Below are 15,535 nucleotides of genomic sequence, written 5' to 3' on the forward strand. Positions count from 1 at the left end.
CTGACAGGCGAGGTTGCGGGGATGTTAAGCGATCTTGGTGAGTTAAGTGGTGGTCACTAATTCGGTCAACTCAGGGGAAGTAGTCGCGCATATTTTTTTGGATACGGGGTTGGAACCATGGGGCTCACAGAATCCACCTGATTGACCGAATCAGCGACCACGACTATGAATCAAGAGCCGCGTAGACGAGACAAACTTCATAACAAAATCTCTGAAGCTTTTGCAAGCCGGTCAACTCAAGTGCTACCTGGCGACAGTGTCTGAGTGCTGGCGGTTGACGTTAGTCGTCGACGGGCAGTAGCCCCATTTTCTTGGCCCGCAAGATGGCCTCGTCGCGGCCCTTCGCGTGCAGCTTGCGGTACACCGAGTTGAGGTGTTTCTTGACCGTGGCGGGGGTCACGAACATCGCTTCGGCGGTCTGATTGATGCTCGCGTGCACGGCCGTCTCGGTGAGTGTGCGCAGCTCCATCTCGGTGAGACGCTCGTAGCGAATGGCCCGTGCCGCAGGCGGCACCGCAGCGACTGCTTCGAGGAGCCGCTCGAGATCGTCGTTTTCGCGTGCTTCGCCCGCCGCAATGACCCCCTCGAGCGCGACGGTGAGCATGTCGTGCGGCACGCTCCACAGCGGCGATGACAGTCCGGCCGACGCAAAGAGCCCGGCGGCTGATGCAGCCGACGCAGCGGCCTCTGCATGTCGGCCCACGGCCCACGCCGCACACGTGATCATCAAGCAGCGCACGAGTCGTTCACGCACGGTTGATCCGGCATTGCTAATGCCCTGCGCAATTAACAGCACGCGCATGTTGTCGCCGCTAAACAGCGCGAAGCGGGCATGCCCGATTTGAGCCGACACGCACGTGTCGTCAAGCTGCGCGAGCAAAGACTTGGCGTGCGCTAGCTGCCCCGCGACCGTGTTCAGTTGCACCCGGTAGGCCGCTAGCCAACCGTCCCAGCTCGCGGCGCCGTTCACAGATAGACGCGCGTGTGTGATGTTCGCCTCGAGCTGGGCTGAAGCCCAATCCACGCCGCGCTGCAGGCGGGTCGCTTCAGCCTCAGCGATGAGCAGTGCGGGCCACGGCTCGACGCGATCCTGGAGCGGTTCAAGTGTGGCTTGGGCGGCCGTGAGCTGGTCAGGACGCTGCAGTTCGACGCTCAGGTGCGCGCGCGCGATCTCTCCGAGTACCCATGTCGACCCCGGCGCGGTAATGCCTTGGAACGCGAGGGCGTCGGCGCGTTCGAGGTAGCGTGCGCACTCCAGCATGTTGCCGTCGAGCAGCTCGGTGAAAGCGAGGCCGCTGAGGGCGGCCTGCTGCCACTTGAGGCCCGACTCAGGGTCAGTAATGGTGCGAATGGAGCCCGACGCAAAGCCACGCCATTCCTGCTCTTCGAGGGCACACGCATAGCTGTGCAGTGCAAGCCAAGCACTGCGGGCGCGCGACGTGTGCCCAGCGGCGATGACCGTGAGCGCCAGCTCGCGGCAGACAATAAGAAGGGCGCCGTGTGGCTCATCGGTAATGAGAACGCCGAGTGCGGGGTCGCCTAGTGCACGGGGCGACGGGTGCTCGAACGCTGCAGTGGTTGCATCAGCTTGGGCAGTGCCGGTTTGCTCGTGTGCGATTGCGAGAACCGGTGCTAGCTGAGCCTCGAGTACGCGCGCGTATTCGTCGGCGCGCACATAGTTCTGCTGCAAACGGGCAGCCCCCATGTGCTGGGCGACGAGCGGTAGATACATCGCGGTGCCTGGTACTGGCGCCTGCTCGGGTTGGCCGAGCGACCTGACAAACAATGCAGTCGTGTGCTCGATCGACGAGAAGGGCACCGACGGGTCGCCCGAATCGAAAAACAACCGTGCGGTCGCAAAAGCAGGGTGCGCTAGCAACACCGAATCGGGCAGCTTGCGCACGAGCCTGGCCGTCTTCTCGCCCTCGTCGGTGATCTTGGTGAACTGCGTGACGAGGAGCCGCTCGGCGGCCCCGAAGTCACCCGCCGCGCAGTAACCGAAGAACGCTGTGACGGGCGCGGTGTCTGCGTACATGTCGGCGCGACCCCGCAACAACGCGCGCTGCTCGGACACAGCATAGGTGCGTTCTGCACGCGCGCGCAGCGCGTCTGCTACCGCGGGGTGGCATCGAAACTCCGTGCGCTCGGCCGTGCAGGCCTCGATGAGCCCCTGTTCGAGCAGCTCGCGCATCGCCTGCTGTGCAATCTCGAGGTCACTTCCGTTGAACTCGGCGGCGAGCGGCACGCTGAGTGACTCAACGAGCGCCGTCGCAAGCACGATGCGCTGCGCCGAATCACTGAGCACCTCGAGGTTCTCGAGCGCAAACTGCTGCAGCGCGCTGCGCGGGTCACCCGCGATCACTGTGCGCACGGCTGCCGGCCAGCCGCGGGTAAGCGCCAGCAGCTGCTCAGAGAGTATGCGCTGTGACACCCCAAATGCGTTCGCGGTCTCGCGTATCTGCGGCAGCGGCAGCGCCAACTGCCCCGGCCCAAGCGTCACAATGCGCGCTCGGCTCGCTATGAACGGCCCGTCGAGCAGCTGTACGCGGTGCGCGATCACAATGAGTGTGAGCTGTGGCGCCTGCTGGTGCAGCTGCGCGAGCGCCAGGTCGGTGTCGGCGCCTGTCACGTGGTGGTACCCCTCGATCACGAGCGTCACAGGCTCGGTGAGGGTCGCGGCCAACTGAGACGCCGCGGCCTGAGCGGCCGCGAGGGCAGCGGCATCGGGGGATCCGGAGCTGGCGTCTACACGTGCGTGCGCAGCAAGATCGGGGGCCGGATCGGCGCCGGTACCCGCGAGCTCGCGCGCGATCAGCGACCACAGGTCGCCGCGATTGCAGGGGGTGACGCGCAGCCAGGCGGCGGGCCGGGCGGCGGCTCCCGAGAGCCAGGCGTGCACGAGGGCGCGCTTGTCGTAGCCTTCGGGGGCGCACACGAGCAGCAGCGCGTGCTGGGCAACCGCGTCTGACATGGGCTGCACAAGACGCTTGAGCGAGCCGACGACGACGGCGCGTGTGAGGGCGGGTCCGCCGGGGTATGCTGCGGCGCTCGGATCTGCGTCGGGGGCTCCGTCGTGATCGGCGTAGTGGGCGTCTGGGGTGGGGTTCAGCATGAGCAGCCTCGCCCGCTGGGCGCGATTGCGCGAGAGCGCTGCAACGTGAGTGGGGTCATAGCGGATCCTGTGTGCCTGGTTTGGGTTTTGTGTGGGTGAACCCAAGGTTACTCAGTGGGTGAAGAAAGGGGAGAATGTGGGGTTTCGGGTGGGGTGTAGCGCAAGCATACGGCTTATTCTCACGTAGTGGTGTATTGCGGGGCTGGGGCCGCGTGATGCGTCTGGCGAGTTAGGGGAGAACGATTAGCCGATCATTCAGGGGTAGGTCGCGACGCGCGATCGCGCTGTGGTGCGCGTTTGCGGTGGCAGTGGGGCTGCTGGCGCCCGCGGGCGGCCTCGAACCCGCGCTCGCCGAGACTGTTAAAGCTGCCGAAGAGCTTACGTTTGGCGCCGCTGATGATGGGTCGTTTTCTACCGTCACGCTGGAGGACGGGCGCGAGTTTAGCGACGTGGCCGTGGGTGACGGTTTCGCGCTGGGGCTTGCGGGAGGTGCGCTGGTGCGGTGGAGCGAGAGTGCTCCCGGTGCGCCGAGCGCGGCCAGCACGGCTGCCGATGATGCTCTGGCTGCGTGGCGCTCTGATGCCGGTGCGGGCGTAGAGCTCGTGCAGGTGGCGGCCGGTGGCCAGTCGGCGTACGCCGTCACGAACGACGGGGCGCTGCTCGCGTGGAACGGCAGTGAAGCGGCCAGTGACGGCGCTGCTGCTGGGACGGCGAGCGCCCGGTCGCTTGACGGCGCTGCTGGAGCATTGGTGCCTGCCGCTGTTGACGCTGGAATTTTTGACGGTGCGCGCGTGGAACAGGTTGTGGCCGCGGGTGACGTGGCCGCCGTGCGCACCGATGCGGGCGCGGTCTACGCGTGGGGCGCAGGGCTTGCTCCTTCATTGGTTGCTGCTGGGCCTTCGGCGCTTGACGTCGCAGTCTCGCCGAGCGGAGCGCTCGCCGCGCTGCTGCACGACGGGTCTGTCTTGAGCGGCCAGATTACCGCGGCGGGCGTGACGCTCGCGCCTCTTGACGCCTCCTTGTTGCAGGGCGCCCCGGTTGCCGTGCAGACGACGAACGCGACGGTGACGGTGCTCACTGATGCGGGGACTGTGTTTATGCCTGTTGCTGGTGCGGCGTTGGCACCCGTTGAGGGGCTGGCCGGGGTGAGTGCGCTCGCCGCAGGCGCGGGGTTCACTGTGGCACTGTCTGGCTCTGGCGCGGGCACTACGGTGTCGACCTTTGCCGCGGGAGTCGCGCCGCAGGCTATTGCGCTTGACGGCATCGACGCCGCGAGTGTTACGGCAGTGGCGGCCGGTGTGGGGAGCGTTTACGCGCTGGCGGGCAGCACGGCGTACGCGCAGCGCGTTGAAGTTGCCGATGACGCTGCTGCTGTCGATGGTGGCGGCGCTGCTGATGGCGATGGTTCGGTCGATGAGCAGGGCCCCGCCGTCGAGGAAGTAGACGGAAAGCCGGCCGCCGAGCAGCCAACGGCTGAGCCCGATGATTCTGCAGAAGTACGGGTGCCTGAGCTGGCCAATAGGGAGCAGAGCGGCGCTGCGGCCGCAGGCTCAAGCTCGTTCATGCGCCTGCTGATGGCGCCGCTCGCCGCGGACGGCGTGATGCCGCTCGCGGGGACAAACGGGTGCCACTATGCCAACGCAGGAACGGGGGCATATGCGGAATCGCTTTGCTGGCTTGACCTCACCGGTTTTACCACCGAGTTCGTAAAGGCTTCGACCGAAACTCAGGGTTGCACGTTCGGTCGTACACAGGTGCGCAACGTCTTTCACAGCAAGCTTGGTTCCGCTTATGGCATCGAATACGGAGGCTGGGGTAGTTGTGGTTCGACTACCCCCAGTTCGACCACCTCAACACTCGCGCAGCAAGCTGGCAAGTACTATGGAAACGTTTCAAACTGGCCCATTGAAGTTGAACTTCCCGGAGGCTACAAGCTCTCTGCGACGATCTCATCGTCAGGCTCGGCGAACAACATGTCCAAGGCGATTACCTCGCACGGGCTTCCAACTTGGCCCCAAGCTGTGCTGGGTACTAAGAACTTCTACACAGGCGTGGCAGGCGAACCAGCTCTGTACACGGTCGATAACGCCACTGGATTTACCGAGCTGACGCTGAACAGCATCTCGCTCGCAGACAAAGACGGTGTAAAGACTGCGCAGTACGCCATCGTGGTGGCGGATGCGGAGTCTACCGACCAGGGTGAGAAAATCGAATGGACAACGAGTGGCGGTGCAGGCTTCACGTGGTTGCCCAATAATCCAGCAGCATGGAATCTGTCAGGCACCGATGGAGCTCGACGAACCGCGGCGGTCGGAAACGACGCTTGCTTGGCTACACCAGTCGCGGAGTTCCCCGCGGGAAACTCCTCATCGCTGACGCGATATTGCAACGCCACACCCGGTCAGGCCACCCCTAAGAATGGCACCGCAATGCTTCAAACTCGTCCAGTCAACGCGACTGGCGCGTTTCAAGTGAAGCAGAAAATGAGTTACCCGCCCGCCTCAAACGGTAGGCAAGCGGTTGCTTTCGGCGTCATCTTTGCAAAGGCAGAAGTAAAGGTTTCGGTAGATCAGCGGATCCTAAATTCATCTGGTGGCCCGACCTCAGGCAATTTCACTGCCAAGGTGGCTACTGCGAGCACCAGTTTTTCAGCAGAAACGACGACGTCTCCTTCCGCTTTAAGCGGCACCAAGACTGAAGGCATACCCGTTGACGTTGGTGGCACGCAGCTCACATTCACTACGGCGACAACAGATACAAACGCCTCCTCATATTCCGTGACCTGGGCATGCACTAAAACAGACCCGCTCACTAACACCACGACTTATTGGCCGGCGCAGAACCAGACAAGTGCCAACCCGCCCAGTGCTGCTTTTTCAAAAGTACAAGCGGGTGAAGTGATTTCATGTGAGGTGAAGTACACGCCCCCGTACCTGACGCTCGTCAAAGACGTGAACAACTCGACAGCTCCAGGGGCCGCAAACACCTCGGCACACTGGAACCTCACGGCCACCGGCACTGGCACGAACTCGAAGTTCACGGTGCCCGGCAACACCGCGGTGAAGCAACCCGTCGCGGTGGGAACTAACTACGCCTTGACCGAAGACGGGCCGACTACAACCCCGTGGCAGCATGGCTATGCCTGGCGTGATCTCACTTGCGCCGTGCGCGAGGGATCCGGATCAACATCGATGGGCACAGACGCCCTGAAGCTCACCCGAGATCAGCAGAAGCCAAGCGCCGAAACAGGTGAGATCACCGCAGTGACGCTCAATATCGCAAAGGGCAACGACCTGCGCTGCACCTACAAGAACGATGCGCGCAAGCCAGACCTGAAGGTGAAGAAAGAGTCGTCGCCAGCCTCAACCACCACGGTGGCGCCAGAAAGCCGTGTGGATTACACGCTCACATTTGATAACAACTCAGGTACGGCGAAGGCCGCAACAGGGTACACAGACTACCTCGCAGACGTACTCGACGACGCTGATCTGCTTAACGCTTCAGACCAGGTCGGGGGCACCCCTCAGTTCACCGTGGCGGTCTCGCCTGTAGGCACTTCACACGGTGTGACCGCCGTGTACGACGCAACCGCCAAGAAAATTGCCATCTCGGGTGACGTGCCCGCGTACGCGAAGATCACTGTGAAGTTCGGTGTCAAGGTCAAAGCGAACGAAACCGATGCGGTATCACGTGCGGCTGGTGCCGCGGGATCACCCGCGGTGAAGGGGTATCGACTCAACAACTACCTCGCGAAGGCTTCAGACCCTGCCCCGACGACAGACTGCGTGCCGCCTACGGGAAGTAACCTGCCAACCTGCACGAACAACCCGGTGCGGGCATGGTCGGTGCGTAAGGACTCGCAGCCGCAAGACGGTGCTGTGATCCATTCGGGCGGCAACATTTACTACCGCGTCACGGTCACGAACTACAGCGGCGAAGCACTCACGGGCGTCGTAGTGCAAGACGACATGAGTGAAACGCTGGCCGCAACGACGCTCGACCTCAACGCCTCACCAATCGCCGGCCTTGGCGCCGTGCACGGTGTGAACTTCTATAACGCAGCAGGCGTAGAAATGACAGGAGACCGGAAAGACTGGAAAAACCTATACAACCAGACAAACGGCCCCGAGCTGAAGTTTACTGGAAGTGGCGCATTTGACCCGTCTCGCCCCGGTGGAAAGGCGTTTCCTGGCGGCACTTGGACGTACAAGACTCCGGCTATCACTTTCCCTGCAGGTGCAGTGACTGCGGTAATTGGGTACGTCGTGAAGGGCGGCTCTGTGGCCAGCCCCTTAGACCCTTCGGTTGCGTTTGAGGATTCAGGGGCCCCGCTGCCCGCATTGCCGAATGCAGTCTGGGTCAATACGGTCCAGGCGCAAGCCGCAAAGTTGGGCTCGCAAAATAATGTGTACCCCAATAGGTGTAATGCGGCAGCACCCGGAGTGCCCACCGGTGATGTGGCTGGATACTACGACTGCAAAACCTGGCACGAGCTCGGTGACAGCTACTTCCACCTGTGGAAGAAGAGCTCGGCTGAAGGCGCCGGATCGAACCCCACAGGCAAGAACCTGGTGGGAAGCACGTTTGTGCTCGCTGACACGGAAGCGCTTGCTGCTGCCGGTACACCTTCGCGCTGGCTTTGCCGCACGAACAACAATCCGAATGTTGGTGCGGGTTACGTGGCGCCGGGCTCTGATCCGAGTGAGAGCGGCACGCCTGACTTTGGTGAGAATTCTGCCACATGGGCGGCGATCGCCGCGTGGAATCTCGCGAATCCAGGCAACCAGAAACCCCAGTGTGGTTTGTTCTACGCCCTGACAGCAGACAGCCAAGGACAGGCCGCAGGCTCTTGGCGTGCGCTCGATGTACGCGGCGGTGACTTGGATAACACTGGGACCACCCCCCTTACAGGGTGGCGCACCGGGAGCGCGGCAAATGGCGGCAATGCTGCAAATGGCAGGCACGGCACGTATTGGGTGGCAGAGATGAAATCTCCCACGAATCATCAGCTGCTTGCGCAGCCGTTCAAATTGTGGGTCGCGCCGGCCGCACCAACTCCTTCGCCCGCCCCTGCGGGAGTGGCACCCGGTAGTGCTGCCTGGTACGACTACCAGGGCAGGCTCTCGATGCCCGTGGTCGGAGCAGGAGAATCTGCAGCAGGTATCACAGGGATGCCTGGCTCGAGCGCTGGCGGTGAAGCCCTCAGGGTTCAGTGCGCAGACGCCTGGGCGCTGCCCGCCAACAACCAACCCGCCTGCGTGATGCCGACGGGGTGGACGGCTCCCATCTTCGACGCGAAGCTGAAGCCCCTGCCGCTCACTGGCGGTAGCGGCACGATGCTTCTCACGATCGGCGGTGCGGTGACCTTCGTGGCCACCCTCGCGGGGGTGCTCTGGTGGCGCCGCCGCAAACAGACTTCAACGACTCAAAAGTTTAATTAGCTTGTTTCAGTACAAAGGAGAAATCATGAAACAACACAGCGGAAGGCGCGGCATTGTCGCGAGTGTCGGTGCATTCGTTGTCGCCGCGGCACTTGCCTTCAGTGGCGCAGCAGCAGCGCAGGCTGCACCAACTATTCCGAGTGGAACCCAAAAGGGCAATCTGCACATCACCAAGCTGTCAACACCGACTGGTGACCCGGAGGACGCAAACGGCGCTCAGGTGACATCGCAGAACTGGCCCGCTGGATCCGCTGCGATCTCGGGTGTGACCTTCACGGTGCAGAAAGTTCAGGGCATCGACCTGTCGACGAACGCTGGCTGGCAGGCTGCACAGAAGGCCACCCTGACATACGGCGCAGGCGGAACAAACCCGCAGGTTCTGGACCAGGCCAGTGGCACCGTACTGGGGCTGCAGACCCCCGGGGCAACGGGTACAACCGACAACACCGGTGTGCCGAAGAATGGCGGCAACGCGGCCTTCCAGGGCATGGATATTGGCCTGTATCTGGTGACTGAGACCGGTACACCTGCTGGTGTCACGCCCGCTGTGCCCTTCCTTGTCACGCTGCCTATGACCGACCCAACAAACCAAAGTGCTTGGGTGTATGACGTGTACGTCTACCCCAAGAACGCGAAGATTAACGCCCCGGTGAAGACTGTGGCTGACTCTAGCGTGCGACAGATCGGGACGAACTTTGAGTGGACGATCGAAAGCGGTGTCCCACGCCTGCCCGGCGCCACCGCCGGGGCTTGGCTGGCGCCCACCTCGTACGTAATCGAAGACACGCTGTCTACTCACCTCAACTACGTCAGCACCGTCGTAAAAATTGGATCGACCACGCTCGTTGCAGGGCAAGATGCTTCGACTGATGACTACCACGTCACGGGCACTGCAACCGTGGTGTTCAACGCTGATGGCCTGGCGAAGCTCCAGGCTGCAGCGACGAACGCTGCCAACACAGTTTCGGTCACGCACACGACGAGTGCGAAGTCGAGCGCCGCAGGCGAAGTGGTGACTAACACCGCTACGGTCAAGGTGAACAACGAAGCTACGGGGCTCACGTCAACGCCGGTGGCCGTGCGTTACGGCGTTCTGTCCTTCAACAAGCAAACACCCGGTGGTGAAGCGTTGACGGGTGCAAAGTTCAAGGTGTTCACGGCGAAGTCTGATGCCGAAGCAGGCTCGGGTACCGGGCTCATCGGTGAGCAGACGAGCGCTGGAGCAAACGCGACCGTATCGTTCTCGGGTCTTCGCGCATCGAACTTCGCGAACGGCGCACTCATCACGAGTAAGGCCGACTGGACTGTGTACTGGGTCACGGAGACAGCGGCGCCTACCGGATACGAACTGCTGGCGCAGCCGATTCCCGTGGTCGTTGAAGTGGACGAGAACGGCGCATCCAAGGTGACGCAGGTGCAGGTCGACGCAAGCGGCAAACCTGCAATTGACGGCAACGGGGCTTTTGTGAATGCAACAGCACTGACCAAGATCGTCAACGTTGAAAAGAACGCTGGCTTCGCGCTCCCGCTCACCGGTGGCATGGGCACCGCGTTCCTCACCATCGGTGGTATCGCGATTCTGGCCATCGTGCTGGTGGTCGCGCGCCGTCGCCGCAGCGAGGAAGCCGCGCAGTAGATCCTGCGACTCGCTTCGCTTGCGCAGGATGACCGTATGGTCGCTTGCGCAGGATGACCGTAAGGTTGCTTGCGCACACTGCATGATTTCTCCGTAACACGAAAGGGGGTGACCCGTGACACACGCCACACTCGAACGCGAGCCGCAAGGCCCACCAAACGAACCGAGCGACCCGCGCGCTGACCGGGCCACCCCCAATCGTGTGCGCAGAAGACTTGCCGTACCCATCGCGCTGCAGCTGCTCGCGATGGCGGGCATCGGCGCGCTCGTCTACTCGAGCACCGCCGACTGGTTCGCCACGATAAACCACAACGCCGAGGTCTCGGGTTACACCGAGAGCGTCAAAAAAGCGCCGTCACAAGACCTCGAAGAAGCGCGCGAAATCGCTCAAAACTACAACGAGCACATGCCCCAGGGCACGCTGCGCGACCCGTACACTACCCCCGCTCAAGACGAGCAGGCCAGCGAAGACACCGACGCCTACGCGCTCTACGAAGAACTCTTGCGGGTGCAGGGCACAAATGTAATGGGTGAGCTCACCTACCCGCGCCTCGGCATCGGGCTGCCCGTCTACCACGGCACCTCAGACGATGTGCTCACGAAGGGCGCGGGCCACCTCTACGGCTCATCGCTGCCCATCGGCGGCCCATCCACCCACTCGGTGCTCACAAGCCACTCGGGGCTCGTGCACGCGAACCTCTTCACCGACCTGCCAAAAGCCAAAATAGGCGACACCTTCACCGTGCAGGTGCTCGGCGAAACTCACTGGTACAAAGTCGACCAGATCGACACCGTGCTGCCCGAAGAAACCGAGGGGCTGCGCATCGTCGACGGCCACGACTACGTCACGCTCATCACCTGCACCCCCACCGGCATCAACTCGCACCGGCTGCTCGTGCGCGGCGAACGCATCGCGCCCCCCGCAGAATCCAGCGGCCGCGAAGCGATCGCGGGCGACGGCAAACACGCCGGAATCCCCTGGTGGGTCCTCATCTTTACCGGTGGCTCCGCCGCCACCGCATACCTGCTGTTCGCCCCACCGCGCCCCAAGAAAGCTACGCCATGATCCGGATCGCGAAGAACCTCACCGCCCTGCTCGCCGTAGCGCTTGTCACCGCGGTGATGCTGTCATCGGCCGGGCCGGTCGCGAGCGCTCTGCCTGGCACCGCGCTGCCCGCGACCGCGATGCCGACCGGGCCGTTCACGATCGAAGTGCACAAGTACGAGCAGCCGGCCACGCCGGGCGACCCGGCAACCGGGCTGCCGCTGGATGCGGCCGCGCTGCCCGCGACCGATCCCGTGCCGGGGGCGACATTCGCGGCCACCCGAGTGCCGGGCATTGACGTCACGACGAACACCGGGCAGCAGCTCGCCGCCGAGACGACAGCGCAAGAAGCGGCGACAAAGATCGCGCAGAGCGGGGCGACCGCACAGGCGGAAGCCACGACCGACGCGGCGGGCAACGCGACGCTTGCGGGGCTTGCCGCGGGGTTGTATCTCGTGCGCGAGGCGGTGACCCCCGCGGGGTTCTTTGGCGCCGAGGCGTTTCTCGTCGTGCTGCCGCTCACGAACCCCGATACGGGTAACTCGTGGCTCGACACCGTGCATGTGTACCCCAAGAACCAGAACATCGGCGCGGGCACGGTGCTGCACGTGAACGACGAAGACGTGTGGGCGTGCCAGGACCCGGTGACGTGGCGGCCGGTCGCAACAATTCCGACGCTGGGGGCGGTGGGCGGCGGGGGAGCGGCGAGCGCCCTCGACGGCTACGTCATTCAGAACCTGATCGACCCCGGTCTCAAGCTCGTGGGCAACGCGAGTGACACGACGGTGAGCCTTACGAGCGTGGGCGGTGCTGGCGGGGCCGGTGCGACGCTCGTCGCGGGCACCGACTACACCGTGAACGCCGTGACCATTGACGGCCGCGAAGCGATCGAGGTGGTCTTTACCGCGGCCGGGCGGCAGAAGCTCGCTGCGGCCAAGGCCACAGACCCCGGCGCCGAGGTGACGCTCGGCTACCGCACCGTTGTGCACAACGATGCGCCGGGTGAATACACGAACGAGATGCGGCTCTTGCCGAGCCAAGCCGCGATCGACGCGAACCAGTTCTTCAGCAGCACCGCGAGCGTCAAGTTTGGTGCACTGCTCGTGATCGTCGAAGAGAAGGGCAACCCGGGCAACCGCATTCCCGGCGCGACCGTGCAGATCTACCGCACGAAGGAAGACGCCGCGAAGGGCATCAACCCCATCGAGTGCGGCGGGCAGACCTCGTGGATCACCGATAACAACGGCGAAGTGCTGATCGACTGCCTGCGCCTGTCGAACTTTGAAAACGGCGTGCAGCTCGCCCCCGGCGACCCCCGCATACGCGACTACTGGGCGGCGCTCACACAGATTCCGGCGGGTTGGACGGGCTCGAACGAGCCGTTCGCAATGCAGGTGCTCTCGACCTCGATTCTCACGCCCGCTGTCGCTGAGGTGTACCTGACGAGGTCGGGCGATAACGGCGCGGGCGGCGCTGGCGCTGGCGCGAACGGCAACGCGAACGGCGGCGAAACCCCCGGCGGGTTGCCCATCACCGGCGGCCAGGTGACGGGCATTCTGGTGCTCGCACTCGTACTCTTTGGCGGCGGTGTTGGGCTCATGATTGCCCGCCGCAAGCGCACCCCCGCAGAAGAGCCAGAAGACGAGCTCATCGACGACGCCGAAAAGACCCAATCAGAGTGACGCAGCAGCCCGGCGTCACGGAGCACACGCAGCAGGCCGCCCAGAGCGGCCTCACAAAGCAGCGCACCCCCAAGCAGCGCAAGCGCCTCGCCTGGAACATCGTGCTGCAGGTGTTCGCGATGCTGGGTATTGGCTTGCTCGTCTACCCCGACGCGGCGAGCTGGTTTGCGCGGCTCGGCCACAACGCCGAGATTTCGGGCTACGTCGACCGCGTTGCACAGACTCCAGACGCAGAGAAGCAGCGCATTCTCGATGCGGCATACGCTTACAATGACACCCTTGATCCGGGCCCGCTCACAGACCCCTACATCGCGCAGAACCCTGATGAGGCCGCGCGTACCGCGGTCTACGAGGCGTATGACGACCTGCTGCGCATCAGTGGCACGAACGCGATTGGCACGCTCAGTTACCCGCGACTCGACATCGGTTTGCCCATCTACCACGGCACCGCCGATGAGACGATCGCGAAGGGCGTCGGCCACATGTTTGGCACGTCAATGCCGGTGGGTGGCCCGTCGACGCACTCGGTGCTCACCGCGCACTCGGGGCTGCCGCAGTCGAAGCTCTTCACCGACCTTTTGAAAGCGAAGGTGGGCGACGAGTTCTGGATCTCAGTGCTCGGCGAAGACCACTTCTACCGGGTCGAGGCGGTCGAGACCGTGCTGCCCGAAGACGCGAAGTTCGACATTGCCGAGGGTGAAGACCGCGTCACGCTCTTCACCTGCGCGCCCATCGGCATCAACTCCCACCGCTTCCTCGTGCACGCGGTGCGCATCGCCGACGCTCCGCAGGCGGGTGCCGAGGCGATTGCGGGCGATGGTTTGCGTGCCGGGTTCCCTTGGTGGGCAGTGTGGTTTGTAGGTGGTTCTGCCGCCGTGGGCTGGGTGCTGTTCGCACCGCCTAAGCGCCGCAAGCGCTAGATGATCCCATGATCCTGGGCGCTGAGCACGAGCAGGTCATCTGAAACGTGCTCAGGGTGCCCGAGTCCCTGCGCGATCTGCGCGCGCAGCGCCGTGATAGCGGGCAGTGGCACGAAGAGCTCTTCAGCGACACTATGGAGGGTCTGGCCTTGAGCGAGCAACGCGAGCAGCTCGAGGGCTTCGGGGGAGAACGAAATAGCTGGCTGCTCACGGCCCGAGAACACCGGCACGGTCGTGTCAAGGGCGGGCCAGAGCGCAAAGTTGTCGCGCGCGTAGTCGTTCACCGCCCCCGAGAACACCCGGCACTCAAGTGCAGTGAGACCGTTCGGTAGTTCGAGCGCTTGCGACAGGGTGAGCTTGAGTTCTGCGTGTCGTCCCGTCGACTCATATGCGGACGCGAGCGCAGATAAGCGCAACATCTCGAGTTTGCGCAGGCCCCTCGTCGCCTCCCGCGCCGAGAGAGCAGCAGCGATGGCTTCTTGAGCGTTGCCCTCGTGGGCGTGCAGCATAGCGATAAATACCCGTGTGCTGATAACCGTCGCATCTGCGCGTTCAAGATGCTGCCAGGCCCGCCGCAAACAACCCTGCTGCAGTTCGACAGAGGCAAGGGTGACCGGAATGACACTGCCACCGAACCCCTCACCGTCAACTTTGGGGATAGGAAACGTGTCGAAGAGTTCAACGCGGGCTCGCACTTCGCCGCCGGCACCGACTCGTTCGAGCGAGTACTGCAGCGCAACGATAAAGAAGGGCCACAGCTCACCGATGTCTCGCATATCGACCTCGTCGAGCGTGCGCGCGGCCGTTTCAAAATCTTCGGTTTCGATCATCACACGAGCGCACACAGCACCAGCGTCAATGCTGGCCTCGGCCCAGCTGCCGGTGCGGGGCACGCGATCGGCCTGCATGAGTAGCAGACGAGCCCGCGCGGGGTCGCCAAACGCCGCGTGGATCATCGCCGCCCGCACGTATGCTTCGCGGTGCAAGAAGGCGAGGCTCGGCACAATACCGTGCATTTGGGCTCGCGTGAACGCGTGTAGGGCGCGTTGAAAGTCTCCGGCGAGCATCGCGGTGATGCCAGCGTGTACCGCAGTAAACAGGCCCCATTCATCGCGGGAGTCAAACAGCGGTCTCACACGTCCGACCGCGGCCGATAGCGGGTCAAGGTGCGCGAGCGCTGCGACTGAGTGACCTCGCAGCCGCTGGTCGAGCATGGCGGCCAGCTGTAGCAGCAGCTGAGCCTCGGGTGTGTCAGTATTTTGCAGCCCACGAAGTGCGTCCAGCTGGCTCAAGCTGCCCGCATTGGTGAGTGTGATGAAAGAGTACAGCGCGACGGCGACGCTCGAGCGCGGCGCCCCAGCGTCGACGATCGGAGTCAGGATACGCACGAGCCTTGAATGCTCAAATCCAAACCAGGTGGCGAGCAGACTCTGCTCGATAAGCGCCTGCGCCCCACGCACGTCACCCGCGGCATGCGCGCGCTCAATTTCTTGCACAAATTCTGAGAGTTCGCCCACCGGCGCAGACGACTCAGTCGCCCAATCGTTGTACACGTAGCTGTTCCCCGTTCGGTTAGCCAGCTTCTATGTCCCCCAACTGTGAAGCCGTATGTCCTTCCCAATTGCAGCCTATCCGTTGACATAGCGAAGTTCCCGCTCGCGCACCGTGTTTATTAGGGGATCTGCGGGGGTGCTGGGGG

At 63.5% G+C, this 15,535-nt stretch carries 7 protein-coding genes; 5 read left to right on the forward strand and 2 right to left on the reverse strand.

Annotated features, from left to right (window positions below):
- Positions 1 to 280: 280 nt before the first annotated feature.
- Positions 281 to 3,112 carry a helix-turn-helix transcriptional regulator gene (locus tag ACXR2T_RS15085; RefSeq protein WP_458840309.1) on the reverse strand — a complete coding sequence of 944 codons (2,832 nt, stop codon included), beginning with the start codon at positions 3,110 to 3,112 and terminating at the stop codon, positions 281 to 283.
- A 302-nt stretch (positions 3,113 to 3,414) separates the two neighbouring features.
- Here ACXR2T_RS15085 and ACXR2T_RS15090 point away from each other — a divergent pair, with 302 nt between their 5' ends.
- The 5 genes from ACXR2T_RS15090 (at position 3,415) to ACXR2T_RS15110 (ending at position 13,836) form a co-directional block, all read left to right on the forward strand.
- On the forward strand, positions 3,415 to 8,553 hold the full coding sequence (locus tag ACXR2T_RS15090) for a DUF7927 domain-containing protein (RefSeq protein WP_458840307.1): 5,139 nt from the start codon (positions 3,415 to 3,417) through the stop codon (positions 8,551 to 8,553).
- A gap of 25 nt (positions 8,554 to 8,578) precedes the next feature.
- Positions 8,579 to 10,189, forward strand: coding sequence for a SpaH/EbpB family LPXTG-anchored major pilin (locus ACXR2T_RS15095; RefSeq protein ID WP_458840306.1), 1,611 nt, complete (start codon positions 8,579 to 8,581; stop codon positions 10,187 to 10,189).
- Positions 10,190 to 10,304: 115 nt separating this feature from the next.
- On the forward strand, positions 10,305 to 11,255 hold the full coding sequence (locus ACXR2T_RS15100) for a class C sortase (protein ID WP_458840304.1): 951 nt from the start codon (positions 10,305 to 10,307) through the stop codon (positions 11,253 to 11,255).
- A complete protein-coding gene (locus ACXR2T_RS15105) occupies positions 11,252 to 12,916 on the forward strand; it encodes a SpaH/EbpB family LPXTG-anchored major pilin (RefSeq protein WP_458840302.1) in 1,665 nt (554 codons plus the stop codon). Before ACXR2T_RS15100 ends, ACXR2T_RS15105 begins: the two co-directional genes overlap by 4 nt.
- A complete protein-coding gene (locus tag ACXR2T_RS15110; RefSeq protein WP_458840300.1) occupies positions 12,913 to 13,836 on the forward strand; it encodes a class C sortase in 924 nt (307 codons plus the stop codon). Before ACXR2T_RS15105 ends, ACXR2T_RS15110 begins: the two co-directional genes overlap by 4 nt.
- Here the strand turns inward: ACXR2T_RS15110 and ACXR2T_RS15115 are convergent.
- Positions 13,833 to 15,389, reverse strand: coding sequence for a tetratricopeptide repeat protein (locus tag ACXR2T_RS15115; RefSeq protein WP_458840298.1), 1,557 nt, complete (start codon positions 15,387 to 15,389; stop codon positions 13,833 to 13,835). The genes ACXR2T_RS15110 and ACXR2T_RS15115 overlap by 4 nt on opposite strands.
- Between the last annotated feature and the right edge of the window lie 146 nt (positions 15,390 to 15,535).

Source organism: Leucobacter faecis (assembly GCF_054456635.2).